This window comes from Paenibacillus sp. AK121 (genome assembly GCF_019042715.1).
GTDB lineage: Bacteria > Bacillota > Bacilli > Paenibacillales > Paenibacillaceae > Paenibacillus > Paenibacillus polymyxa_C.
Genome location: NZ_JAHPJM010000009.1, coordinates 210,734 through 236,381, shown reverse-complemented (window position 1 = coordinate 236,381; position 25,648 = coordinate 210,734). Strand labels below are relative to the sequence as shown.

Here is a 25,648-nt window from a genome sequence, read left to right as displayed (position 1 = left end):
CCGGTTCATTTCCGACAACTGGCTGCTTAAACTTGGAAGGTGTTTTGATCCCTGTCTCACAAACGGGGGTCAGTCCCATATTCTGTCGGCTTTTTTTGTTGTTAATTATAGTCTTCTATCCATAGATCGTTCCAATTAGAAGCTGCATTGACACTATAAAAACACAGGTATAAAGCTATTTGCTAATTCATATATAACTTATTGGAATCATCTATGGTAAGATAAGGATGTAAGTATATAAATTCAATAGGAAAAGAGGGTAATATGCTGGAGAAATGGGTTCAGGAACTAAAAGATGGTGAACAAGAACTGATTGCATGGAGAAGACATCTGCATCAGCATCCAGAGCTTTCTTTTGAAGAAACGAATACATCTGCATTTATCGCCGATCAATTACGCTCTTTTGGTATTGAAGTAAGAATGAATGTCGGTGGAAATGGTGTGCTCGGTTTTTTAGAAGGTGGCCAGCCAGGTAGAACGATTGCATTTCGTGCTGATTTTGATGCACTTCCTATTCAGGATGAAAAGGATGCGCCTTATAAATCGACCGTTCCCGGTGTTATGCATGCTTGTGGACATGATGGTCATACGGCTGCGCTGCTAGGAGTCGCACGAGTGTTAAGCCATCACCGTCAGACACTGAAGGGAAAGCTTGTGTTTATTTTTCAACATGCCGAAGAAAAACCGCCTGGCGGAGCCAAATTCATGATCGAGGATGGTTGTCTGGATGGGGTGGAAGCAGTATATGGTATCCACCTTTCCTCGGAGATCCCGCTGGGCAAAATTGGTTTAAAGAGTGGTCCGGCAATGGCTGCAGTCGATGCTTTCACAATTCAGATCAACGGCAAAGGTGGACATGGCGCCAGGCCACATTAGACAGTGGATTCCATTGTCATCGGCAGTCAGATTGTGAACGGATTGCAGCAGGTGGTGAGTCGCAGAGTGGACCCTATTGAATCAGCGGTGTTAACGATTGGGGTATTTCAAGCGGGTACTGCCTTTAATGTGATTGCAGATAAAGCCAAAATCGAAGGGACCGTACGTACGTTTAATAAGGATGTACGCAAGGAAGTCGAGAACGAAATTCGTAGTATCGTAAAAGGTCTGACGGAGGCTTATCATGCGGGATACGAAATTGATTATTTGAATGGCTATCCTGCACTGGTGAATGCTGAGGCCGAAACAGAACGGGTACGTGAGCTAGTCAGCAGGCTGTATGGGGCAGATGCTTTTATGGACTTGAAACCGGTCATGGGAGCAGAGGATTTTGCCTATTATCTAGAGCAACGACCTGGAGCTTTTATTCATGTGGGTGCACGTAATGAGGATGAACGAACGCATTTTGCTCATCACCATCCTCACTTTGATTTTGATGAGCGCGCATTGCTCATCTCAGGACATATTTTTCTAGCGTTGGCGCTTGAATATTTGCAATAATTATATTTTTTAATGGTTAGCCATAGCATTAACGGAAGCTCGAACCGCGCATAGCGCGGTTTTTTGCTGTAAATCAAAGTATTTTGGCATCTAGATTGAATGAAAAATTAAGAAAACAATTCACTATATGAAAAATTCCTAATAGTAAATTATAAGAGGTATCAACGGTAAGGGAAAGCTTACTCTTATATTACAAGTAGTCAACCAGGAGATCCTATTACATTATCTTGATTTTTCACACAAGGAAAAGAGAAAAAGATGACGAAACTATTGAGCAAACATCCGTGTAAGCGCTATCAATCGGATGTTGCAAATCTATTGGATTACTGGAGGTGAGCTTGAGAGAACGCTTGTTTGATTGATGAATGGAATAATAACGATAGGAACGAATCCGCAATTGACTGCTTACTTTTAGCTCGAAATGACTTGCATTTTTAAATGATTACAGAGAAGGAGGTTGAATTCATTGACTAAGACAAAAAGCAGGTTGAGAATTGCATGTTTGGCGCTTGTAGTAGCGGGTGCTTCCTGGACAGGCATGATAGCACCCACTCATGCTGCTCCAAGTGACGAATATACTTGGAAAAGTGTCGTTACAGGTGGTGGAGGTGGTTTTGTACCTGGTATTATTTTTAATGAAACGGAAAAAGATCTGATCTATGCCCGCACAGATATTGGAGGAGCTTACCGCTGGAATCCTGCCAATGAAAGCTGGATTCCGCTGACCGATTCTGTGGGCTGGGAAGATTGGAACAAAAATGGTGTCGACGCACTAGCCACCGATCCTGTGGATCCGAATCGTGTATATATAGCTACAGGTACGTATACTAATTCCTGGGATAAACATAACGGGCAAATTATGCGCTCCACTGACAAAGGTAATACATGGCAGACTACGAAGCTTCCCTTTAAGGTAGGAGGCAATATGCCGGGACGCTCGATGGGTGAACGTCTGACAATTGATCCGAATAAGAACAATATATTATTCTTCGGAGCTCGAAGTGGTAATGGACTGTGGAAAAGCTCCGACTTCGGGGCAACCTGGAGTAAGGTGAGCGGTTTCCCGAATCCGGGGACGTATGTACAGGACCCTTCAAATGAATACACCAGTGATATTGTCGGTTTAGCCTGGATCACCTTTGACAAAAAAACGGGCTCTTCCAGCAAAGCAACACAGACCATCTATGTGGGAGTCGCAGACAAAAAGCAAAGTGTCTACCGCAGTACAGATGGCGGGACAACCTGGTCTGCTGTAGCAGGACAGCCTACAGGTTATTTGCCACATCACGGTGTTTTATCACCAGATGGCAACCTGTATATTTCTTACAGCGATGGAGCTGGGCCATATGACGGAACAAAGGGTGAACTATGGAAATTGAATACAGCCAGTGGACAGTGGACTAACATTAGCCCCGTTGCCAGCAGCAGCGCAGACAATCATTTTGGATATGGTGGACTGACGGTGGATGCCCAGAAGCCTGGTACCCTTATGGTTGCAACATTGAATGCCTGGTGGCCGGATGAAACGATTTACCGCAGTACTGATAGTGGAGCAACCTGGAGCCCTATTTGGGAATTCGACGGTTACCCGTCTCGTAAGCTCAAATACAATCTGGATATATCCGGTGCGCCTTGGCTGACTTTCAATGCCAACCCTGCTCCGCCAGAAGTATCGCCCAAGCTAGGGTGGATGATTGGAGATCTTGAGATAGATCCATTTAACTCAGATCATATGCTGTATGGCACAGGAGCTACGATATATGGCTCTAAAAATCTGACCAATTGGGACAAGGGAGATAAGCTGGACATCTCGGTAGCCGCTAAAGGGATAGAGGAAACGGCGATTTTGGATCTGGTGAGCCCTCCTACTGGAGCTCCTCTAGTGAGTGCAGTGGGTGATGTTTCCGGATTCAGACATGATGATCTGTTCAAGGCTCCCGCTAAAATGCTGGATAATCCAACCTTTACAAGCAGCGAAAGCATTGATTATGCCGAGCTGAACCCTTCTTTTATGGCTCGGGTGGGTAAAGCAGACTATAAAAAAGATCCAAATGCCAAATCCATCGGATTTTCCAATGATGGCGGAGCAAACTGGTACAAAGCAAATAGCGAGCCTTCTGGTACAGCAGGAGGAGGCAGCATCGCTGTTGCGGCAAATGGTAATGGATTGCTGTGGAGTACATCGGACAAAGGTGTATTTTATTCCAAAACCGGAGGAAACTCATGGACAGCAAGCACGGGAATACCAGCCAATGCAAAGATCGCCTCTGACCGAGTAAATTCTAACAAATACTACGCGTTTGCTGCTGGAAAAATATATGTAAGTGTTGATGGAGGCGCATCCTTCACAGCATCCACAGTTACTGGTTTGCCAAGTGTAGGGAATGCAGATATTGGTGCTGTACGAGGAGCGGAAGGGGATGTGTGGTTTGCTGGAGGCTCCGAGGACGGAGGGCCATACGGCTTATGGCATTCCAAGGATTCAGGTGTTACATTCACCAAGCTTGATCATGTACAGGAGGCGGATTTTGTAGGCTTTGGCAAAGCAGCACCCAATCGCACCAATGCAGCAGTGTTTATCGTTGGTAAAATTGACGGTACACGTGGATTCTATCGCTCGGACGATACTGGCGCAAACTGGGTACGCATTAATGATGACAAGCATCAATATGCTCGTGTGACCACCATTATTGGGGATCCTCGGGTTTACGGACGTGCTTATCTGGGAACGAATGGTCGCGGCATTCTGGTGGCAGATCGTGTAGGGGGGGATCAGCCTTCGACCGGGCAAGCAAGTATTACACCGACAGCTGCAACCTATGGAGTGGCTAACGGCAATAGCGATATTACTGTAAAGCTTACACTTAACGGTAATACACTAGATGCGATCAAGCAAGGAAGCGTGACACTGAGCAAAGGTGAAGATTATACGGTTAGTGGAGAAACAGTCATTCTTACCAACAAGTATTTATCTAAACTTCCCAAAGGAGAGACAACGCTTAACTTCCATTTTAGTACAGGCAATGATGCGTTGTTCACGATTACGGTAAAAGGGGATACGCCAAGTGAGCCGGGAACAGGCGAGGGCGCTCTGAAGGTGCAATCTTTCAATGGGAATATATCTGCAACAAGTAATACGATCAGCTCCAAGTTTAAAATAACTAATACAGGAAGCTCACCCGTTTCCCTAGCAGACGTGACATTGCGTTATTATTACACCATTAACGGTGAGAAATCGCAGAACTTCTTTACAGATTGGTCAAGCATCGGTACAGAGAATGTGATTGCTAACTTCAAAGCGTTAACCAATGCAAAGCCAAGTGCAGATTCTTATGCGGAAATTGGTTTTAAGTCGGCAGCGGGTTCTTTAGAGCCTGGTCAGAGTGTTGAGCTACAAACCCGGATATCCAAAGCGGATTGGAGCAATTATACACAGACTGATGATTATTCCTTTAACCCCATAGCAAACAGCTTACAAGATTCTACTAAAATAACCGCTTACCTGTCTGGGATCAAGCAATGGGGAATTGAGCCCTAAATCTTCATAAAAATAATCTAAAGTCAGCCACTCTAATGAGCGAGCTGGCTTTATTTTTTGAGGAATTAGTTCTCCTCATTCTTATCTAAAAATAAAAGAAGTTCAAGTTAAAAACAGCAACCAGCAGAGGTTTGAATTTTTGAAAAAATATTTCACTATATGAAAAATTCATAATAGAAAAAGAATCCTTCTCGCATACCATCTACATAACACAACACACCACTTCAAACAGAAAAAAAGATAACCACAAGAACATATGTTCTTTTTTTGTTGAAAAAGAAACGCTCCTGTCCTCAGACAAAAAGCGTCATAAATCAAGTTTATATTTATCATACACCTCAAGTAAGATGACGGGTTATTGAAATTAACAGGGTCATCGTAATGACATTCACAATCGTAGAAAGTAATACTGTCTGTGCTGCAAAATCAGGTTCATTTTTATATTCTTCCGCCAAAATACTTGTATTAACGCCGGTAGGCATACCTGACGCAATGAGCAATGCTTGAGCGGGAATCCCCTTAAGACCTAGGAAGAACACGAGCATAAAACCAACTATTGGACCTGCAATCAGGCGTAATACCATACTGATATACACGGCTGTCCGGCGCAAATGAAATGGGTACTGTACAATTTGTGCTCCCAAAGTAAGCAGAGCCACTGCGACCATCGAATGGCTAATATAGTTTAGAGGCTCAGCCAGCAAATTAGGCAATGGACTGTGCAGTAGATTCAGGAGCAAGCCCAGCACAAGCGCGTAGGGCACAGGCATTTTCAAAAAATTAATTAAAATTTTTCGTGTATTAGCCTTACCATTTTGTACAACAAAAGTACCGTATGTAAATGTAACAAAGCTTTGAAAAGTCATAATCAGAGCTTGGACGGAAATAGCCAACGGATCACCTTTAAACACCAACTGATTAATTGGTAGACCATAATTTCCTGAATTATCAAGCATTACACTGTTTGTAAAAGCTCCACGCATGCCGGGGCTGTATTTCAGAGATCTGGCAACGGTAGTGCTGATTACGTACAAAATAGCTATGTACAAGGCATAAAAAAGTGAGACCTCACCCATGAGGATTAAAGAAATTTTAGAGTTATAAAGACCGGTAAACACAACTGCAGGGGTGATATAGTAAAAATTAATTTTAGCTAAGGTATACAAATCCAGTCGGAAATAATATTGCATGATACAGCCAAAACCGATAAGGACAAAAATAGGTAAAACAACGTCTAAAAGAATGGTGCCGAACATGTCTGTCTCCTCTTCTTTCTATTATGCGAATGGAAAGGTTAATCTTTAAAATGCATTTGCATTTTCCATTATACTGTGGAAACAGATTCGCGCATAATAAAATTTATTATATTGGATTAGCCATCAGCCCCTAAAAATGCAACACTAGAAAAAAAGAGCTTCATATTTAGCTTATAGTAGCCGTTAATATATGTAGGTTACATTTAAACCTGGTCTTTTACTATAAGGAGGAATCGCATCATGAGAAACACATGGACAGCATTATTAGCGTGTATACTGGTCTTGGGACTGGCAGCGGGAACCGCCGAAGCCAAGCAGGGGCGCGGAAATGGTCAGGAGAACAAACAGGAAGCAAAGGCGTCTGATAAAGACCGGAATGAAAAAAGCAGCAAAAAAGATAAACACGACGAAATCAAAAAGAGTACCCCTGTTGCAGTAACGGATGATACATACGGGGAGTCCAAAGACCAAAAAGGTCGCAAGGGACACAACGGGTACAATGGTCTGCTTCAAGCGGTAGAAAATACAAAAGATAAGCCGGCAGGAGCGGTTATTGCGAATCTGTTGCTTACAAAATACCCGGAACGTTTGACCCCGGAGCAGGTAACTGAACTTGAATTGATCCGAAATTCTGACACAGCACTAACTAAGGCTGCAGAGCTACTAGCTGAAAACGGAAATGTAACAGATGCCGTTTACATGCAGGAGGAGGCAGTATTGGCTGATGTGTCCAATCTGGAAAGCTACAAAAAGCTGGATTTATTCTCGAGGAAGGCTGGACGGTCATCAGGTATGAAGCTGTTCGTGAATGGTGAAAAATACGATGCCGAACCGATTAACCGCAATGGCACCACACTTGTTCCGTTTAGAACAGCTTCCGAAGCTCTGAATGCCAAGGTTTCCTGGGATCCGAAAGAAAAGGCTGTTACTGTCACGCGTAACGGTGTGTCCGTCAAATTATTCGTGAATAGCGCCAAAGCATACATTAACGGCCAGCCATATTCTATCGAGCAGCCAGCATCCATAGTGGATGGAACGACAATGGTACCTGTAAGGGTAATCGGAGAGGCTTTGGGAGCAAATGTTAAATGGGAGCCTGAGAGCCAGTCTGTTGTTGTATATGAGCAGCCAACAACATCTGAAGCATTATAACGTGCTGTCAACAAAAAATGGTGTATACAGAAAGGGCGCCTGGCTGAATGTCAGGCCCTTTTTTGTTTTGCTATTTTGTACCGAGCTATTCGCATTATGTTCTGGTCATGTGTACAATTAAATAGAGAAGTCTCAGAAAAGGGAGTGTCATCATAAATGGATTTAGGATTAACGGGAAAAGCAGCCTTTGTTGCAGGGTCCAGTAAAGGACTTGGCAAAGCAAGTGCACGCGAATTGGCACGTGAAGGTACAAATATAGTTATTTCGGGACGAAATGAAGCAGAGCTTCAGCGGACGCAGGCCGAATTACAGGAAACAGCGAGTGGTCGCGTTGAATATGTAGTTTGTGATGTAACCAAACCTGAACATATCTCCCAGGCCATCCGCCGTACAGTTGATTGGTTTGGCACCGTCGATATTTTGGTTAACAATGCGGGCGGCCCTCCTGCGGGCACCTTTGATGATTTTACAGATGAAGTATGGATGCAGGCCTTTGAGCAAAATTTACTTAGTCATATCCGGTTGATCCGTGAGGTGTTACCCTATATGAAAAAACAACAAAGCGGTAGAATTTTAAATATCGCCTCCTCATCAGTTAAGCAACCGATTCCGGGCCTGATTATTTCCAACACACTACGTACTGGGGTCGCTGGATTAGCGAAAACATTGTCAATGGAATTAGCCCCTTACAATATTCTGGTACATACTGTAGCACCAGGGAGAATTGCAACCGATCGCGTACGCAGCTTGGACGAGCATCGAGCCGAAAAATCCCACCAAACGACGGATCAAGTTCGCAAACAAGCAGAAGAGGGCATTCCGTTGGGACGGTACGGAGAGCCAGAAGAGTTCGGTAAAGTCGTTGCTTTTCTGGCATCATCGGCTTCATCCTATTTGACTGGCAGCACCATTCTTGTGGACGGCGGAATGATTAAATCATTATAAAAAAATAAAGAAGCGTGCCGCATCAGGTGTAATTGGTGCTGGCACGCTTTTTCATAAGTTATTTAGAGAGAGGTTTAATTTATTGACTGATCAGCTCTCACGGCTTGGAAGCTCGCAACCGTCATCGGTACATACACCAGCTGCATCCTGTTTGGACGAGCTGCCGCTAATTATAGTAAAAGGTGAACGTTCATCCCATGCTTTTTGAAGCGCATCGTGAAATACCTCTTCCGGCTGAGCACCAGAAACAGCAAATTTTCGATCAAATACAAAGAATGGCACACCCTGAACGCCTAACTTAGCGCCTTCAGCTTCATCAGCTCTAACTTCGTTGGTAAAGCGGTCACTGGCTAAAATAGCAGCGGCTTCGTTATGATCCAAACCCACCTCGGCTGCCAACGCTGCCAGCACTTCATGTTCCCCGGTATGCTTGCCTTCCATGAAGACAGCCTGAAATAAACGCTCGCTCAATTCCAACATTTTGCCTTGTGTGTGAGCCCAATGCGTTAGGCGGTGAGCATCGAGAGAGTTTGTCGGCACCATGGCATGAATATTGTAGTCCAGACCCGCAGAACGAGCATTTTCGGTCATGCGATCATTCATGGCATGAGCCTCTTGCAGACTGACACCATATTTTGCTGATAGTTCTTCATTAATCGTTTTACCACTATCTTTCACAGCATTAGGGTTCAATTCAAAACTCTTAAATGTCAATTGAACCTCATCGTGGTGTGGGAACTGCTGTAAAACTTGCTCCAAACGGCGTTTGCCGATATAACAGAACGGACACATATAATCAGACCAAACTTCGATATTCATCAGGAAATGCCTCCATGTATACATATTTTATTGAGCAACTGGGAGTGAATCTGCCTACTTTAGTGTAAGTAAAAAAGGTGAAACTTCATCAGTTACAAAATGAATTATACGGCTAATGCTTTCGACGTGCAAATAATTAATGCTTGTCAAAAAATAAATGCTATGATATTTTATATGTGTAACCGGTTACACAATTGGAGTTGAACCTACATTATGACAACAATTAAGCAGGTAGCAAGTTTTGCAGGTGTTTCCGTAGCGACCGTATCCAGAGTTATTAATGAAACCGGATATGTCCACGAGGATACACGGCGGAAGGTTGAAGCTGCAGTGAAGCAGCTAAATTACAAGCCTAATGAAGTTGCACGTTCTCTGTATAAAAAGAAATCCAGATTAATCGGCCTGCTGCTGCCGGATATTACGAACCCTTACTTTCCCTTGTTGGCTCGTGGGGTGGAGGATCGAATGCAGGAAAATGATTTTCGGATTATTTTTGGTAATAGTGATGAAGATCGCCAAAAAGAATTAGATTACATGGATACTTTTGTTCAGAATAATGTTGTTGGGGTTATTTCATCTACCAATGACCCTGCTGCCGACTGTTACACCAAACTGAAAATACCAGTCGTTTTTCTCGACCGGACTTCCAGTGACAGTCTCTCCGTTTATGCGGATGGAGCTCATGGCGGCCGCTTGGCTGCTCAGGCCATGGTTGCCCGTGGCAGCAGACAAATTACAGTTATGCAGGGGCCTGCTCATATTCGTCCAGCACAAGATCGTTTTCGCGGGGCGGTGGAAGAGCTTCAGCATTCCGGTATTGCTTACCATGTCGTCGAGACAACGTCTTTTTCGTTCAAGGAGGCTGAATCGTGGGCCAAAGAGCTGTTCAGCAAGTATCCGGATACGGACGGAGTGATTGCTAGTAACGATATTGTAGCTACAGCGGTGATGCATGAGGCACATAGATTAGGAAAGAAAATCCCGGAAGATGTTCAAATAATCGGGTTTGATGATATACCATTAAGCAGCTTGTTATTTCCGCCATTATCAACGATCCGACAGCCTGCTTATGAAATGGGCTGGGAGGCGGCAGGTTTGCTCATTCAGTTAATTGAGCAGGTGCAAGCAACGAAAACAAGTGTACCTAATCTTCATTCGAAAGTACTTACCTATTCAAGCATACAATTGCCCGTCAAATTTATCGAACGGGAAACGACGAGAAAGGTGGATCATCATGGCTAAAATTTCGGTTATCGGAAGCAGTTCGATGGACCTCGTAGTGACTTCATCCAAGCGTCCCGGTGCTGGTGAAACCGTATTAGGAGAAAGCTTTACAACCGTGCCTGGAGGTAAAGGAGCCAATCAGGCAGTAGCCGCAGCACGACTCGGCGCGGACGTTAAGATGATTGGACGTGTAGGGGATGACCATTTTGGACAACAGATTTTACGCAATTTTGAAGAAAATCATGTTCATATTGATTATGTGAAACCGGTTACACATATGGAAAGTGGTACAGCGCACATTGTACTGGCCGAGGGTGATAACAGTATCGTCGTGGTAAAAGCAGCAAATAATGAAGTTACACCCGCTTACGTGGAAGAAGCGCTTGATGTCATTCGAAATTCGGATATTGTGTTAATTCAACAGGAAATACCGCCAGAGACGATTGTCTATGTAAGCGAAATTTGTGCGAAGTATCAGGTACCATTATTGCTGAATCCAGCCCCAGCTCGTGAGGTGGAAGAAAGCGTAATTGCCAATGCAACCTACATTACGCCAAACGAGCATGAAGCTGCCATCATGTTTAAGGACATGAGTCTTCAAGAAGCGTTGCGCAAATATCCGAATAAGCTGTTTGTAACTGAAGGCAGCAATGGTGTACGGTTTTTCGACGGAGAACAGGAAGTTGTGGTTCCTACTTACAAGGTAGAAGCCGTTGATACAACAGGTGCAGGAGATACTTTCAACGCTGCATTTGCGGTGGCACTGGCTGAAGGAAAATCGCTGGCAGACAGTGTGAAATTTGCTAATCGGGCTGCGTCATTGTCCGTTACCAAATTTGGAGCGCAAGGCGGAATGCCAACCCGTCGTGAAGTGGAGGAGCAATTATAATGAAGAAACATGGAATTCTGAACAGTCATATATCTAAAATACTAGCGGATCTTGGCCACACGGACTTTATTGTCGTGGCTGATGCCGGCTTACCAGTTCCTGAAGGCGTTACCAAAATTGATTTGGCGTTGAAACTGGGGGTTCCCTCCTTTCAGGATGTTGTTGATGTCATTGCGGCAGACATGGTGATTGAAAAAGTAACATTAGCCGAAGAAATCAAACAAGAAAATGAACAAGCATTGCAGTATATTATGCGCACCTTTGCAGGGGAGCAACTAGAGCATTCACAGATTATTGAGCCGACTGCCGTCATTGAGTTTTGCTCACATGAACAATTTAAGGCATTAACCCGACAAGCCAAAGCTGTCATTCGTACAGGAGAAGCTACGCCGTTTGCCAATTGTATTTTACAGGCAGGAGTTCATTTTGGATAAATCAGTGTGAAATGAAAAGGGGGCGACAGCATGCAGATTCAAATGAAAGGAATTCACAAAGCCTTTGGAACCAATCAGGTCCTAAGTGGTGTTGACTTTGATCTCCGTGAAGGAGAAGTACATGCCCTCATGGGTGAAAATGGTGCAGGCAAATCAACGCTGATGAATATTTTAATCGGACTGCATAGACGCGATGAGGGAACGATCATCATTGACGGTCAGGAAACCTATTTTGCCAACCCCAAGGAAGCGGAGCAAAAAGGAATTGCTTTTATTCACCAGGAACTGAATGTGTGGCCGGAGATGACGGTACTGGAAAATCTGTTTATCGGCAAGGAGATGACTTCCAAGTGGGGATTACTAGATAGCTCTAAAATGAAAGCGCTAGCAATTGAGCAATTTAGCAAGCTTTCAGTAAATCTTCCTTTGAACGGTGAAGCAGGCGAGTGTTCAGTGGGTCAACAACAAATGATTGAAATAGCCAAAGCACTCATGACGGATGCTAAAGTGATCGTAATGGATGAGCCGACAGCAGCCTTAACCGAACGGGAAATACAAAAGCTGTTTGAGGTTATTACTTCCTTGAAAAAAGATGGTGTTTCAATCGTGTATATTTCCCATCGGATGGAGGAGATATTCGCAATCTGTGATCGGATTACCATTATGCGTGATGGGAAAACCGTAGATACTCAAGCAATCCCTGATACGAATTTTGACGAGGTTGTACGTAAAATGGTTGGCAGAGAGCTGACTGAACGCTACCCGGTAAGAACGCCTGCTTTGGGAGAAGTGGTGCTAGAGGTCAAAAACGCATCGCATAAAGGTCTATTTGAAAATGTGAATTTTACTGTGCGCTCTGGGGAAATCGTAGGTTTTTCGGGTTTGATGGGTTCGGGACGGACCGAGATCATGCGGTCGTTATTTGGACTGGATGCTTTGGATAGTGGTGAGATACACGTACGTGGGAAAAAGGTGTCTATTCGCAAGCCAGATGATGCAGTGAAACTAGGGATTGGCTTCATTACAGAAGACCGAAAAGATGAGGGCTTAGTGTTGGATTTTTCCATTCGGGAAAACATGGTGCTGACGAATCTGTTCAGTTTTACCTCAAAGGGATTTATTTCAGGCAAAAAAGAGATGGATTTTGTTAATACATTAATTAAGCGCTTACAAATTAAAACCCAATCAGCCGAAGCAACGGTGGGCAGTTTGTCAGGCGGCAATCAGCAAAAGGTGGTTATTGCCAAATGGGTGGGTATTGGTCCCAATGTGCTCATTCTTGATGAACCGACGAGAGGCGTGGATGTGGGAGCCAAACGGGAAATCTACCAGTTGATGAACGAGCTGACCGAACGTGGAGTCGCGATTATCATGGTATCCTCAGAACTTCCCGAGGTACTTGGCATGAGTGATCGTATTGTCGTGGTACACGAGGGAAAGATCAGCGGAGAGCTGAACAGGGAAGAAGCCACACAAGAAAATATTATGACGCTAGCTACAGGAGGACAGTAATATGACAACTAAGAATGAAGCAAAAGGTAGCAAAGGCATTCAAATATCACAAATCACACAGAAGCTTGGCCCATTGTTGGGACTCATTATTTTGGTGATCATTGTATCGGCCTTAAATCCCAGCTTTTTGGAACCGCTTAATATTTTGAATTTGTTGCGCCAGGTATCTATTAATGCATTGATTGCGTTCGGTATGACCTTCGTTATTCTCACAGGTGGAATTGACTTGTCCGTCGGTTCCATATTAGCACTCTCCAGTGCGTTTGTAGCAAATATGATGCTGGCCGGCTTTGATCCGATTTTGGCAATTATTATTGGTTGTGCATTGGGTGGCGTGATGGGGATGGTCAACGGCTTGATGATTACGAAAGGTAAAATGGCTCCGTTTATCGCGACACTCGCAACTATGACGATTTTTAGAGGATTAACCTTAGTTTATACCAACGGTAACCCTATTACGGGGCTCGGAGACAGTCTGGTATTTCAATTATTCGGTCGTGGCTATCAGTTTGGTATTCCGGTTCCAGCGATTACGATGCTCATTACCTTTGCTGTCCTGTGGATCATTTTGCATAAAACACCATTCGGACGCAAAACGTATGCCATCGGCGGTAACGAGAAGGCTTCGATTGTATCTGGTATTAAAGTACCACGTGTAAAAATTTGGATTTATTCTCTTGCTGGAATGCTTTCCGCATTGGCGGGAGCTATCTTGACTTCACGTTTGAACTCGGCGCAGCCGACAGCAGGTACTTCTTATGAATTGGACGCCATTGCGGCTGTCGTATTAGGTGGAACAAGTCTCTCGGGAGGACGCGGGCGAATCGTAGGTACGTTAATTGGTGTCCTTATCATCGGTACTCTAAACAACGGCTTGAATTTGCTGGGGGTTAACTCTTTTTACCAAATGGTTGTAAAAGGGATCGTTATTGCTATTGCTGTATTGATTGACCGTAAAAAATCCGCATAATACACCTAATCTGCATAGAAGGAGACACACAAATATGAAAAAGCTTACATTAATCATGACTGCCTTGCTGCTCCTGCTCATGACAGGGTGTTCCCTGGAGCCGCCCGAATGGGCGAAGCCTAAAGCGGCTGCAGACCTGAAGGACATTAAAATCGGCTTGTCGATCTCAACATTGAATAATCCATTCTTTGTTTCTCTTAAGGACGGAGTTGTTGCAGAGGCCAAAAAACAAGGATTGCAGGTTATTGTGGTCGATGCACAAAATGATTCTGCGAAACAAAGTAATGACGTGGATGATCTGATCCAGCAGGGAGTGAACGCATTACTCATTAACCCGACAGATTCGTCAGCTATCTCAACTGTCGTGCAGTCAGCGAATGCATTGAACATCCCGGTTATTACACTGGACCGATCTGCTGACAAAGGAGATGTGAAAACACTCGTCGCTTCGGACAATGTCGAGGGAGGACGGATGGCTGCCAGATACGTGATTGATCGAGTCGGAAAAGGTGCCAAGGTTATTGAGCTGGAAGGCGTCCCAGGCGCATCGGCTACGCGCGAACGTGGGAAAGGCTTCCATGAAGTAGCAGATAAGGACCTGAAGGTCATCGCCAAGCAGTCAGCTGATTTTGATCGGACCAAAGGTTTGAATGTGATGGAAAATCTGCTGCAAGGCAACCCGGATGTTCAGGCTGTATTTGCCCACAATGATGAAATGGCGTTGGGAGCCATTGAAGCCATTCAAAGCTCTGGTAAGAATATTCCAGTCATTGGCTTTGATGGTAACGAGGATGCGCTCAAATCAATTAAGGAAGGGAAGCTGACCGCCACCGTGGCTCAGCAACCTGAGTTGATTGGACAACTGGCGGTACAGGCAGCCAAGGATGTACTTCAAGGTAAAACCGTGAAAACATCCATTCCCGCTAAGCTGGAGTTAGTGGATCAATCGAAATAAAACGGGCGTTTGAACCCAACATATTAAGCTTTTTCGGACTGATGCTGTAATGCGCATCAGTTCTTTTTTTGGCTATTCTACGATGACGATTTATACACATAAATGGAAGTTTTTTATTTTTGTATTGTAAGAAAGGATGGTAAAAGATAGAATAACAATTGTATGATAATGAGAATCACTATCATTTTATAAAGACATATATCTAGGGAGGACGTATATTGTGCAACAAAAGTACAGCTTAAAATGGGGAATCATGCTTGGTCTTGGCGTTTTTTTGATGGTTGTATTGGCTGCATGCGGAAGCACAGCTAGTAACAACCAAACCAATGAAAAGAGTGGAACGGATACCCTTAACGGGCAATCCCAATCGGTTGCTATGCGTGAATATGTTGATGCCACCGGCAAAAAGATCAGTATTCCTGCAAATCCACAGCGAGTCGTCACGACACAATACTTAGATGCGATGCTGGCTTTAGGTGTTAAGCCAGTAGGGGCTGCTTCTCATGTGTTAGAAGGCGACTATTTGAAAGGAAAGATTGACGGGATTGCTGATATTGGAAACCCGACGAATGTGGAAAAGGTACTGGAGCTACAACCTGACCTGATCATAGCAACAGAAGATACCTCGCCAGAAGTGAAAGAACAGCTGGAGAAAATTGCTCCAACCGTAGCCGTCTCGTTTGGAGATGGGGATGTATTTAAGCAACTGCGGGATGTCGCAGCCGTGTTGGGTAAGGACAAGGAAGCCGAGCATTGGATCGCTAGTTTCGACAAAAAGGCTGAAGAAGGTCGAAAGAAGCTGGCTGGAAAATTCAAAAAGGATGAAACGATTACCATTTATATGACCTACGATAAGGACGTGCTAAGAGTGTACGGGGCGCGAAATGTAGGACATGTCATCTACCGTTCACTGGAATTGAATCCTCCAGAGTACATACGTCAGAAGCTCGCAAAGGACCCGAAGTATAACTTTGTATACGATAGCATTTCGATGGAAAAGCTGCCTGAACTGTCAGGGGATCGTATCATTATGTTGGTTTACGATGAAGCGGCTAAGGACGGAATGTTGAAGGAAATTGAACAAAGTGCGCTGTGGAGAAATCTCCCGGCTGTCAAAAACCACAAAGTGTATTTCATCAAGGCCGATCCTTGGTTTACCTACTCACCACTGGCTATCGATCAATCACTGAATGAGGCTATTAAGATGCTTTCCGTCGATCCTACATAACCAGTTCATTTGAATAGGAAGGGAGAAGTCATATGCTTAAACGATTTTTTGAGTATTACCGTCCTTATCGGACGTTATTTATCATTGATTTTACTTGCGCTATACTAGCTGCACTGCTGGAGTTGGCTTTTCCGCTTGCTGTTAATCGGGTGGTTGATGATTTGCTACCCAGCGGAAACTGGAAATGGATTTTATTTGCCTGTCTGGCTCTACTTGCGATTTATGTTGTAAGTGCCGGATTGAATTACGTTGTTACGTATTGGGGACACAAGCTGGGAATTAACATTGAATCGGACATGCGCAAAAAGCTGTTTGATCGCGTACAAAAGCAATCCTTTCGCTTTTTTGATAATAACAAAACAGGCCATCTGGTCTCCCGTATGACCAACGATCTGATGGATATCGGAGAAATTGCCCACCATGGACCTGAGGATTTGTTCATCGCGCTGATGACTCTGGGCGGGGCTTTCGGTATTATGCTCAGTATTAACTGGAAGCTGGCTGTGCTGACATTTATTATCGTTCCACTAATGATTTACCTGTCATTGTATTTTAGTCGCAAAATGAATGCTGCTTTCCATCGTATGTTTTCTGATATTGCAGATTACAACGCCCGGATTGAAAATAACGTTAGCGGTATTCGCGTTGTTCAAGCGTTCTCCAACGAAGCCCATGAAATGGAACGTTTTGCTGAAAATAATGGACGGTTTCGTAAAACAAAGCTGATCGCTTATCGCATTATGGCGTGGAATTCTTCAATTAGCTTCATTCTGATGAAACTGGTCTCATTGTTTGTGCTTGTATGTGGAACATGGTTTGTTATTGAAGGACAGATGTCCTATGGGGAATTTATCGCATTTGTAATGCTGTCCAATGTATTCCTCGCACCCATCAAACAAATTAATTCTGTCATTGAAACGTATCCCAAAGGAATTGCCGGTTTCCGACGTTACCTGGACTTGTTGGAAAGTGAATCTGACGTAGAGGATCTGCCAGGCGCGAAGACCGTTAAGCATCTCAAGGGAGATATTCAATTTGAAGGTGTAACATTTGGCTATGAAAATAAAGACAAGGTCTTGCATAGAGTGGACCTATCCATACATGCGGGAGAAACCGTAGCCCTTGTAGGCCCTTCAGGAGCAGGTAAAACGACACTTTGCAGCTTGCTGCCTCGCTTCTATGATGTCGAGGAAGGCAGCATTACGATTGATGGTATGGATATCCGCGAAATGAAGCTGAATTCGCTGCGATCCATGATTGGTATCGTACAGCAGGATGTATTTCTCTTTGATGGAACGATTCGTGAGAATATCGCTTACGGTAAACTTGATGCTTCAGAAAATGAAATCTGGGATGCTGCCCGTCGTGCTCAGATTGAAGAACTTGTTCGATCCTACCCAGAGGGTCTGGATACGATGATCGGTGAGCGAGGCGTAAAGCTGTCCGGTGGTCAAAAGCAACGTTTATCAATTGCCCGGATGTTTCTGAAAAATCCGCCAATTCTTATTTTGGATGAAGCGACATCAGCATTGGATACAGAGACAGAAGCTGCAATTCAGCAGGCCTTGACAGAGCTATCACAGGGTCGCACGACACTCGTGATTGCACATCGTCTGGCAACGATCAAAAATGCTGATCGTATTATTGTAGTTGCAGATCAAGGGATTGCCGAGCAAGGAAAACATGAAGAATTAATGGCCGTAAAAGGTGCATATAGCCGCCTGCACCAAGCTCAATATGGAACGTAAGAGTCAACTGCAACATCGTAAATAGAGAGAGGAATGAATGATTTTGACAAAGAAAATGTGGATGGTGACGATGCTTTTTTTGTCAGTCATTGTTATTCTTAGCGCCTGTGGTGAAAGGGGAAATCAGCCAGACGAAAAGCAGAATCAAGCTTCTGGTGAATCAAAGTCAGCTGCAACGAAAACAGTCAAGACAATTCATGGAGATATTCAGATTCCGGTTCACCCTCAGCGGATTGTAGTAGATATGTACCAGAATGATTTATTAGCACTAGGAATTAAACCTGTGGGAAGTGTGAAATATTATCTGGATAATCCGTTTTCGAAGGATCTTGTACAAGGCATTGCAAGCATTGGAGACCGTGGCAGTGTATCCATTGAAAAAGTATTGGCTTTACAGCCGGATATGATTCTGATTGGTTCTAAAGATGCTTCTGAATATGAAAAATATAGTAAAATTGCCCCGACTATAGTCATTCCTTTTGGAACGTACAAGAATGTACATGAAGAACTGACAGCTTTTGGTGAGCTGCTGGGAAAAGAGCAGGAAGCCAAAACGTGGCTTGCCCAATACGATCAGCGATTGCAAGCTGCACGTGACAAATTAAAAGGAATTGTTCAAGCCAGGGATACTTTCACGGTAATGGAAGCCACGGAAAAAGAATACTATGTATACGGTGATAATTTTGGCAGAGGCGGACAGGCGGTTTATAGAGGATTGAATTTGACACCTCCACCACAAGTCCAAAAAGAACTATTAGGCGAGACGCAATGGAAGTCAATTTCCAAGGAAGTTATTAATCAATATGCTGGCTCTTATATTTTCCTGACGGTTAATAAGGATTTGAGCGGTTATGAAGGAGACAGCCATATGGAAATCACTGAGTGCGGTCCGGAATGGGAAGGTTTTTGAGCTTCAGGAGGATCGATACTGGTACATCGATCCTATCGCTATTGCGGGGCAAGCTGAAGAATTGGCAGATATGATCGTCCAGCGGAATAAAGAGAACGTTTCACAGAAGTAGTTGTTTCGGTAATGTTGGCAGCCCTTTGGTATTTTTGCCAGAGGGCTTTATTTTTCACAAACAGCTGAACATAAGAACATCGTCGGAATTTTGCTATTGAAGCTGTTGCCGCATTAATTTACAATAGTAAAGATTGCATGATAATAATTCTCATTATCAAATATTATCTTCACTACAGGTTTTCGTGATAGCCTACATACTATTTAACAGTAAGGGTGAACCATAGTTATGAAATTATCAGAATCTTCGGATAGTTCTGCTCAAAGCAATCGTAATCAGCCGCCGACTCAATTTCAATCGCGGCCATGGGCGGCTTCGCTTATCCTGACAGCCGGATTAGCACTGTTAGCATTCGGTATCGCTCTGTCTTTATCATTTGGTGCAGCCTCAATCAAACTGGAGGAGGTCTGGAACGCCGTCTTTCATTTTAATCCTGAGCTGCAAAACCATCAAATTATATGGGAAATCCGTCTACCTCGGATTCTGGGTGGTGTGTTAATCGGAGTTTGTTTTGCCGTAGCAGGGGCCATTATGCAGGGGATGACCCGCAATCCGCTTGCGGACTCTGGCTTGCTTGGGCTGAATTCGGGCGCCAGCTTGACGATGGCGATTTGCTTTGCTCTTTTTCCGGGTACTTCCTTTTTGCAGTTAATGCTGTATTCTTTTGTGGGTGCAGCCTTGGCGGTTGTGTTGGTCTATGGTACAAGCGCTATATCCAAATCAGGTATTACGCCAGTTCGCCTTGTATTGGCGGGTGCAGCTGTCACGGCATTGCTGTCTGCCTTAGGAGATACGATCAGTTTATACTTTAATGTTGGACAGGATTTGGCCTTTTGGTATGCCGGAGGACTTAGTGGGACCAAATGGGTTCAGCTAGGCATTGTCGTTCCATGGGTTGTGGCAGCTTTTATCGGTGCTCTCATGTTATCACGCTCCATTACGTTACTTAGTCTAGGAGACGAAATTGCGTTGAGTCTTGGTCAGCGAACTGGGATGGTAAAGGTCGCCGGTATGATTCTCGTATTGATCCTGGCGGGTGCTGCGGTATCGTTGGTTGGTTCTATAGGGTTCGTAGGGTTGATTATTCCCCATATCACGCGCAAACTGGTTGGGGTCGATTATCGCTGGATTATTCCTTGTTCGGCTATTATGGGAGCTTTACTTATCGTGTTTGCCGATCTGGCGGCCCGTATGATTAATGCACCTGAGGAAACACCAGTGGGTGTACTTATTGCCTTAATTGGTGTTCCATTCTTCCTTTACCTAGCACGTAAAGAAAGGAGGGCACTGTAAGATGAGTAACGTTACGAATGGGGCTATTGCCAAAGCAAGTCACCGTAAAAAAATCCATGATTGGATGATTGTTATCATTTTGCTTGTATTGCTTATTGCTGCATTCACTGTGAGCGCGAACACGGGAACGATCCGGCTTTCGCCAATGGAGCTTTTTAGAACCTTGTTCGGACAAGGGACTCCACAGCAGGAATTAATTCTCTTTGAATTCCGGCTGCCGCGAATGATTATTGCCATTCTGATCGGTGCAGGTTTGGCTGTTTCCGGTTGTATTATGCAGGGGGTATCACGCAACAGTCTAGCAGACCCTGGTATTCTGGGGATTAATGCAGGTGCCGGGCTGATGGTGATGTTGTTTGTACTACTTTTCCCATCTATGCAAACTATGAATTCATTATTTTTACTACCCGCTCTTGCACTAATTGGATCGGGAGCGGCTGCTATTCTGATCTATGCTCTTTCTTACAAAAAAGGCGAAGGCATTTCACCGACAAGGCTATTGCTGAGCGGAATTGGGGTAGCGGCGGGCATCAGTGCTGCCATGATCATTATGACTCTTAAGTTGACACCTGAAAGCTACACGTTTGTAGCTAATTGGTTAGCAGGAAGCATATGGGGTTCAAACTGGAAATTCGTAATGGCTCTGCTGCCTTGGATAATTGTATTGCTTCCCTTCGCATACTATAAAGCAAACGTAATGAATGTGCTTAATTTGGGGGATCAGACGGCATCCGGGTTAGGTACACCTATTGAAAAGGAACGCATTCTTCTCCTCGCGGCTGCAGTTGGACTAGCCAGTTCAAGTGTGTCGGTTAGTGGCGGGATCGGTTTTGTCGGTTTGGTAGCTCCACATTTGGCAAGAAAGCTAGTGGGTCCGAAGCATAAAATGCTGCTGGTAACCTGTGCTTTAGTCGGAGCACTCCTGGTACTTGTAGCGGATACGATCACACGAGCCTTACCTTTACAGAAAGAAATTCCGACAGGATTAATTGTTGCCATCATAGGTGCGCCATACTTCTTATATCTTTTGAGTCGCTCAAAAGGATAACATAAAAAATAACCTTCAACACCACTAAAGAAGTGGAGCTGAAGGTTATTTTTTGTTTGATGTAGCAGCCTTTCATCTCAACGGGAAGTATTCAAGGCATGAGAGGTTTGATGAAGCTCTCTAATCATTTTATGCAACGTGTAATTTTCCTGCCGTGTCACGCCGTGTTGATTTTCCTGAACCAGCAACTGATGGATGTTTCGTTTTAAAATCTCACTTCGACGTTCCAGCATTTCGGTACTCATAAGTAAATGAACACTCCCTTTGTCATGAATAAATCTACATTTTAGAAATAAGCATAGACTGAATATAAGGTTGCCTTTCGACTTCTTTAAGTATATCGTGCTGGATGATCAAGGGAAAACAGAATGAGATAGCAAAATACTTATCCTCATCATCCATACCGCGTCGACAGCTGCTCACCCCCTGAGTTCTTAGATATACTTCCTTATGCTGGCGATAACAGGAGATTAGGGACATTAGCTTCATGTTTATGCAATCACTTATCAGTTTGCTGGAAGCTATGGAGAGGAGCAACGAGAACAGCAAAGGTTATTCAATGCAATCTTTGGTTTATTCCATATCAGCGATCTCAGGTGACCAAATTTTGCAGCCCTAAATGTCGAAGTCGTTACAACTACCTAATGAAAAGAAAAAAATAAGAGGCTATAACATTTATCATTATTTGTATTGTGGATATACCGGCTGAACGGCTACCTGCTCAGGATCATGACCGAAGAACAATAGGTTCGGCTTAACCTCCTGCACAATCTGCTGAACGCGGGCGATTGACTGGCGTGCCTGTTCACGCTCAAAGCCGTCAAACGGCACGTCGTTTGCGTAATTCTCCTGCATGTAGGCAACATCAATCGTCAGCATGACCGGACCCGATTCCTTTGTTGTGACCAGCGCGGACTGATGACCCGGCGAATGACCCGGAGTATAGAGCAGTTGCAAGCCCGGAACCAGCTCATGGTCCCCTTGGAGCAGTCGGTAATTCAAGTTCGTCTGCACGCATTCCGGCGGCGCATACTCCAGATTACCGATCGCAGCGTCTGCTTCGGTCTGCTGCACATAAATCGGTGTATTCGGAAAATGCGGATTGCCTCCGGCATGATCCATATGCATATGAGAGATTACGATGGCATGGATATCGTCTGGTTGATAGCCAATCCGATCCAGTACAGCTACGATACTATCATCGGCTGACATATGGGGAATGAAGCGCCCTTCAAACGGTGTATTTTTAAAATAATCTGGATTGTTGATAAACGAATCCGGCATACCGGTGTCAATGAGAATCGGACCGTGATCTGTCTCCAGCAGATACGACCAGATTTGCAGGCGCACCAGTTCACCAGGCTGTGCATGATGGTTGAGTGAGGAGCGATCAATATCAAGCTGACCGACCGGTAACCAGTACAATTTGTTAATCATACATTCATCCTCCGCTCTTAGTTTACATAATAATTATTATGTAATAATAAACGGGATTACAGCTGGCAGAAAGTGATGCTTGTATTACATTGTAAGATGGGGTGATGGAGCCTCATGCTTTCGCTGTAATCCCGTACTTTCAAAAATTAATATCTAATAGTTTAAATGATAGGGCATGTAGGCGTCCAGCAGGAATCTGCCGTCACAAAGGCCAGTACGTGCTGATGTATAATCGGATGAGCAAAAAAGGGCAAGTACATAGGCTGGACAAGAGGGACACGCTTTATTTATACTTAAAAAGTGCTCAAAAAAACGGCGTATAATATAAATTATACGCAGTTTAGGTTTAAAACGACTTTTATATGCTCTCCTGCATAAGAATGTCGATTGGATTGTCGATAAAAATCAGACGAAGATGATCGTTTTACAGCATATTTTGGAATTTGAACTGAATGGAGGCAAGCGGGATGAGAAAAGAGCTGCGGCATATGGATCTGGATACTATAGACGAAATTGATGAAGTGTATACTGAAGAGCTGGAAGCTTTTTTGATTTGGATGAAGGATGCGGGATATACGATACATACGCAAAAAAATTACATGGGGGATGTAAAACAGTTTTTACGTACATTGCGTGATAAACCACTTGACCAGGTGAAAAAGATTCATGTGATGTCGTATTTGTCTAAAGCGCGGGAGGGAGGCGCCGGAGATAGTACGCGGAACCGGAAGCATGCAGCGGTGAACAGTTTTTTTAGAGCGCTACATGAATTTGAGTTATGCAGCACGAATCCGGCAGCGGGAATCAAAAAAGCAAAGACTGAAAAGAATCGTATGCCTGTCTATCTGGATGAGAAGGATATCCAGCCGTTTTTGCTTGCGGTGGAAGGGAAGTATGCAAATCGTAATATGGCTATCTTTCTACTTATGGTTTATATGGGATTACGGGTGGGGGAGGTTCATTCTTTGAATGTCTCAGATTACAGCCGAGAAAGACGCACCTTAGATGTGTTCGGTAAAGGACGTAAGTGGCGCACCCTGCCAGTGCCGGCGGCTGTATGTGATTTTGTAGAGCATGCATTGGAGGAAAGATTGACGCCGTGGAGAGGTAAGGAAGACGCGATGTTCATATCCCAAAAAGGCCGCCGTCTGGCGGTGCGTTCTATTCAACAGATTGCTACAGAAACGTTTGAACGATTCCAGCAAGATAAGGGCACAGAACGTCGGGAGGCTTATTCCAGTCATAAGCTGAGACATACATTTGCCACGATGCTTTTACGCAAGGGAGCAGATCTGCGTACAGTGCAAGAGCTGCTGGGGCACTCATCCATTCAGACGACCACGGTATATACACATGTCACTGATCGGGAAAAAGAAAAAGCGATGGATAAACTGGATATTCAGATACCTATAACGGGATTGTAAGTATATTCCACGATTATATTGTATAGTTTATCTAGAGTTAGTTTACATAATTATTTTTACGTAAACAAACTAGAAAATAATTGAACCTGACTTGTAAATTAAATCCATGATACTATGTTCTTAATATTATGAACTTGTAATCTTTATCATAAGCTTTGTCTTGATTTTTACAGCTTTGTTTATTTAATGCCCAGCATACTCTGGTCTTGACAAAGGTAATATTTTGCTACAAAATTAGTGGAACCACTTTATAAATATGGTTTATGAAGTGGTTCCACTAATTTTGTAAAAAGAAGGAGCACGGTATGGAAAAAGCTAATACAAATTTAATTAAAGAAATAAATCTGAATCTGGTTCGTAAAGTATTAAAGCAGATCAGCAAGGCCACAAAGCCCCAACTGGCCGCATTGACTGATTTAAGTGTGGTGACTATCAATACGCTTATGCAGGAATTGCTTAATAATGGAGAGATTTTTGAAGATGAGATTGTGCCTTCCAACGGTGGTAGACATGCATTAACCTATCGTTTTAATTATGAGTATAGTCTGGCACTGATTATACATATTAATGAAAAACAAGGAACTGATGCAGTATCAACCACGGTCGTTAATTTAAACGAGGACGCTCTCATGAAAGAAGAACATCCCTTTCAAATTTTTGATGATGCACAATTTTATTCCACGATTCAAGGCATCATTTCACTTTATCCTTCTATTAAGGTTATTGGTATTGGAATCCCGGGACAATCGGTTGATGGAGAGATTACAGTCAGCAGCCATGAAAGGTTGAATGGAATCCGGTTGGCAGAGGATGTGCAGAGCAAATTTGGTTTGCCCGTTATGGTGGAGAATGATGTAAATGCGGCTGTATGTGGATACGTTTACAGAGAACAGTTAGATGAAGATCAATGTGTGCTAGCTATCTATTTTCCTGAAAATTCTCCACCAGGGATGGGGATTTATTTACGCAATGGAGTTTTAAAGGGCAAACATGGATTGGCTGGTGAAATCAAATTCCTCCCGTCTATAGTGTGGGATGAAAGCAAGGGAAGAGAAGTTTTTTTCAATAGTATATGTGAAATAATTCAAACATTACAATCTATATTTGATCCGGATCAAATTGTCGTCTATAGAGAGAATATAGAAGAAGACTCTTTCTTTCGTTTTTTGGAAACCTACAAAGCTAAGCATGAGATGCCTTTGTATCCAAACATTGTTCTCTCCGATTTATTTTATGAGGATTTTAAAACAGGGTTGAGAGAGTTAACCCTAAAAGAATTAGAGCGTCCTATTATTGTTTTTAGATAATGACATCTAT

At 43.7% G+C, this 25,648-nt stretch carries 20 protein-coding genes and 1 pseudogene; 17 read left to right on the top strand and 4 right to left on the bottom strand.

The window, feature by feature from the left end; translation table 11 throughout:
* The first annotated feature begins 264 nt into the window (after positions 1 to 264).
* A pseudogene (locus KSP24_RS17425) lies at positions 265 to 1,437 on the top strand (M20 metallopeptidase family protein).
* Between the two features lie 466 nt (positions 1,438 to 1,903).
* The gene (locus tag KSP24_RS17420; RefSeq protein ID WP_216976018.1) at positions 1,904 to 4,975 is read left to right on the top strand and encodes a X2-like carbohydrate binding domain-containing protein; all 3,072 of its coding nucleotides are present in this window, start codon (positions 1,904 to 1,906) and stop codon (positions 4,973 to 4,975) included.
* Between the two features lie 338 nt (positions 4,976 to 5,313).
* Here KSP24_RS17420 and KSP24_RS17415 read toward each other — a convergent pair whose 3' ends face one another.
* Positions 5,314 to 6,231: an AEC family transporter gene (locus tag KSP24_RS17415; RefSeq protein WP_216976016.1), complete on the bottom strand. Its 918-nt coding sequence runs from the start codon at positions 6,229 to 6,231 to the stop codon at positions 5,314 to 5,316.
* 240 nt (positions 6,232 to 6,471) lie between these two features.
* Here KSP24_RS17415 and KSP24_RS17410 point away from each other — a divergent pair, with 240 nt between their 5' ends.
* Entirely contained in the window at positions 6,472 to 7,383 is a 912-nt protein-coding gene (locus KSP24_RS17410) for a copper amine oxidase N-terminal domain-containing protein (RefSeq protein ID WP_216976014.1), read from the top strand.
* A 156-nt stretch (positions 7,384 to 7,539) separates the two neighbouring features.
* Complete coding sequence (locus KSP24_RS17405; protein ID WP_216976012.1) at positions 7,540 to 8,328, top strand: SDR family oxidoreductase; 789 nt, start codon at positions 7,540 to 7,542, stop codon at positions 8,326 to 8,328.
* A gap of 90 nt (positions 8,329 to 8,418) precedes the next feature.
* Here the strand turns inward: KSP24_RS17405 and KSP24_RS17400 are convergent, their stop codons facing one another.
* Entirely contained in the window at positions 8,419 to 9,147 is a 729-nt protein-coding gene (locus tag KSP24_RS17400) for a DsbA family oxidoreductase (RefSeq protein WP_216976010.1), read from the bottom strand.
* A 213-nt stretch (positions 9,148 to 9,360) separates the two neighbouring features.
* On the opposite strand from KSP24_RS17400, the gene KSP24_RS17395 reads away from it, so the two are divergent.
* From KSP24_RS17395 to KSP24_RS17345, 11 genes are all read left to right on the top strand, one after another.
* Positions 9,361 to 10,389, top strand: coding sequence for a LacI family DNA-binding transcriptional regulator (locus tag KSP24_RS17395; protein ID WP_058711196.1), 1,029 nt, complete (start codon positions 9,361 to 9,363; stop codon positions 10,387 to 10,389).
* The gene (gene rbsK / locus KSP24_RS17390; RefSeq protein ID WP_025674545.1) at positions 10,382 to 11,260 is read left to right on the top strand and encodes a ribokinase; all 879 of its coding nucleotides are present in this window, start codon (positions 10,382 to 10,384) and stop codon (positions 11,258 to 11,260) included. Before KSP24_RS17395 ends, rbsK begins: the two co-directional genes overlap by 8 nt.
* Complete coding sequence (rbsD, locus tag KSP24_RS17385; protein ID WP_025674544.1) at positions 11,260 to 11,694, top strand: D-ribose pyranase; 435 nt, start codon at positions 11,260 to 11,262, stop codon at positions 11,692 to 11,694. The genes rbsK and rbsD overlap by 1 nt, the downstream gene beginning before the upstream one ends.
* Positions 11,695 to 11,724: 30 nt before the next feature.
* A complete protein-coding gene (locus KSP24_RS17380; RefSeq protein WP_216976008.1) occupies positions 11,725 to 13,206 on the top strand; it encodes a sugar ABC transporter ATP-binding protein in 1,482 nt (493 codons plus the stop codon).
* Between the two features lies 1 nt (position 13,207).
* Complete coding sequence (locus tag KSP24_RS17375; protein WP_040103629.1) at positions 13,208 to 14,176, top strand: ABC transporter permease subunit; 969 nt, start codon at positions 13,208 to 13,210, stop codon at positions 14,174 to 14,176.
* Between the two features lie 34 nt (positions 14,177 to 14,210).
* The gene (gene rbsB, locus KSP24_RS17370; RefSeq protein ID WP_064964164.1) at positions 14,211 to 15,131 is read left to right on the top strand and encodes a ribose ABC transporter substrate-binding protein RbsB; all 921 of its coding nucleotides are present in this window, start codon (positions 14,211 to 14,213) and stop codon (positions 15,129 to 15,131) included.
* A gap of 220 nt (positions 15,132 to 15,351) precedes the next feature.
* Positions 15,352 to 16,359 carry an ABC transporter substrate-binding protein gene (locus KSP24_RS17365; protein WP_216976006.1) on the top strand — a complete coding sequence of 336 codons (1,008 nt, stop codon included), beginning with the start codon at positions 15,352 to 15,354 and terminating at the stop codon, positions 16,357 to 16,359.
* A 32-nt stretch (positions 16,360 to 16,391) separates the two neighbouring features.
* Positions 16,392 to 18,107, top strand: a complete 1,716-nt coding sequence (locus tag KSP24_RS17360; RefSeq protein ID WP_216976004.1) for an ABC transporter ATP-binding protein — start codon at positions 16,392 to 16,394, stop codon at positions 18,105 to 18,107.
* 43 nt (positions 18,108 to 18,150) lie between these two features.
* Positions 18,151 to 19,017, top strand: coding sequence for an ABC transporter substrate-binding protein (locus KSP24_RS17355; protein WP_254207859.1), 867 nt, complete (start codon positions 18,151 to 18,153; stop codon positions 19,015 to 19,017).
* 340 nt (positions 19,018 to 19,357) lie between these two features.
* Entirely contained in the window at positions 19,358 to 20,422 is a 1,065-nt protein-coding gene (locus tag KSP24_RS17350; RefSeq protein WP_216976002.1) for a FecCD family ABC transporter permease, read from the top strand.
* Position 20,423: 1 nt separating this feature from the next.
* Positions 20,424 to 21,470: a FecCD family ABC transporter permease gene (locus KSP24_RS17345; RefSeq protein ID WP_216976000.1), complete on the top strand. Its 1,047-nt coding sequence runs from the start codon at positions 20,424 to 20,426 to the stop codon at positions 21,468 to 21,470.
* Positions 21,471 to 21,547: 77 nt separating this feature from the next.
* Here the strand turns inward: KSP24_RS17345 and KSP24_RS17340 are convergent, their stop codons facing one another.
* Both KSP24_RS17340 and aiiA read right to left on the bottom strand, forming a co-directional pair.
* The gene (locus KSP24_RS17340) at positions 21,548 to 21,715 is read right to left on the bottom strand and encodes a hypothetical protein (protein WP_007432475.1); all 168 of its coding nucleotides are present in this window, start codon (positions 21,713 to 21,715) and stop codon (positions 21,548 to 21,550) included.
* 436 nt (positions 21,716 to 22,151) lie between these two features.
* On the bottom strand, positions 22,152 to 22,907 hold the full coding sequence (aiiA, locus tag KSP24_RS17335) for a quorum-quenching N-acyl homoserine lactonase AiiA (RefSeq protein ID WP_216975998.1): 756 nt from the start codon (positions 22,905 to 22,907) through the stop codon (positions 22,152 to 22,154).
* A gap of 467 nt (positions 22,908 to 23,374) precedes the next feature.
* On the opposite strand from aiiA, the gene KSP24_RS17330 reads away from it, so the two are divergent.
* Positions 23,375 to 24,331 (top strand): tyrosine-type recombinase/integrase, encoded by a 957-nt coding sequence (locus KSP24_RS17330; protein WP_040103635.1) that lies wholly within the window; start codon positions 23,375 to 23,377, stop codon positions 24,329 to 24,331.
* A 305-nt stretch (positions 24,332 to 24,636) separates the two neighbouring features.
* Positions 24,637 to 25,638: an ROK family protein gene (locus KSP24_RS17325; protein ID WP_216975996.1), complete on the top strand. Its 1,002-nt coding sequence runs from the start codon at positions 24,637 to 24,639 to the stop codon at positions 25,636 to 25,638.
* Positions 25,639 to 25,648 lie beyond the last annotated feature (10 nt).

Excerpts from the sequence above, each read along its gene's own strand:
- KSP24_RS17415 (WP_216976016.1), bottom strand. The coding sequence starts at position 6,231 with ATGTTCGGCACCATTCTTTTAGACGTTGTTTTACCTATTTTTGTCCTT.
- KSP24_RS17375 (WP_040103629.1), top strand. The coding sequence starts at position 13,208 with ATGACAACTAAGAATGAAGCAAAAGGTAGCAAAGGCATTCAAATATCA.
- KSP24_RS17350 (WP_216976002.1), top strand. The coding sequence starts at position 19,358 with ATGAAATTATCAGAATCTTCGGATAGTTCTGCTCAAAGCAATCGTAAT.
- aiiA (WP_216975998.1), bottom strand. The coding sequence starts at position 22,907 with ATGATTAACAAATTGTACTGGTTACCGGTCGGTCAGCTTGATATTGAT.
- KSP24_RS17325 (WP_216975996.1), top strand. The coding sequence starts at position 24,637 with ATGGAAAAAGCTAATACAAATTTAATTAAAGAAATAAATCTGAATCTG.
- KSP24_RS17405 (WP_216976012.1), top strand. The coding sequence starts at position 7,540 with ATGGATTTAGGATTAACGGGAAAAGCAGCCTTTGTTGCAGGGTCCAGT.
- KSP24_RS17340 (WP_007432475.1), bottom strand. The coding sequence starts at position 21,715 with ATGAGTACCGAAATGCTGGAACGTCGAAGTGAGATTTTAAAACGAAAC.
- rbsD (WP_025674544.1), top strand. The coding sequence starts at position 11,260 with ATGAAGAAACATGGAATTCTGAACAGTCATATATCTAAAATACTAGCG.
- KSP24_RS17345 (WP_216976000.1), top strand. The coding sequence starts at position 20,424 with ATGAGTAACGTTACGAATGGGGCTATTGCCAAAGCAAGTCACCGTAAA.
- KSP24_RS17380 (WP_216976008.1), top strand. The coding sequence starts at position 11,725 with ATGCAGATTCAAATGAAAGGAATTCACAAAGCCTTTGGAACCAATCAG.
- KSP24_RS17395 (WP_058711196.1), top strand. The coding sequence starts at position 9,361 with ATGACAACAATTAAGCAGGTAGCAAGTTTTGCAGGTGTTTCCGTAGCG.
- KSP24_RS17410 (WP_216976014.1), top strand. The coding sequence starts at position 6,472 with ATGAGAAACACATGGACAGCATTATTAGCGTGTATACTGGTCTTGGGA.
- KSP24_RS17400 (WP_216976010.1), bottom strand. The coding sequence starts at position 9,147 with ATGAATATCGAAGTTTGGTCTGATTATATGTGTCCGTTCTGTTATATC.
- rbsK (WP_025674545.1), top strand. The coding sequence starts at position 10,382 with ATGGCTAAAATTTCGGTTATCGGAAGCAGTTCGATGGACCTCGTAGTG.
- KSP24_RS17360 (WP_216976004.1), top strand. The coding sequence starts at position 16,392 with ATGCTTAAACGATTTTTTGAGTATTACCGTCCTTATCGGACGTTATTT.
- rbsB (WP_064964164.1), top strand. The coding sequence starts at position 14,211 with ATGAAAAAGCTTACATTAATCATGACTGCCTTGCTGCTCCTGCTCATG.
- KSP24_RS17330 (WP_040103635.1), top strand. The coding sequence starts at position 23,375 with ATGAGAAAAGAGCTGCGGCATATGGATCTGGATACTATAGACGAAATT.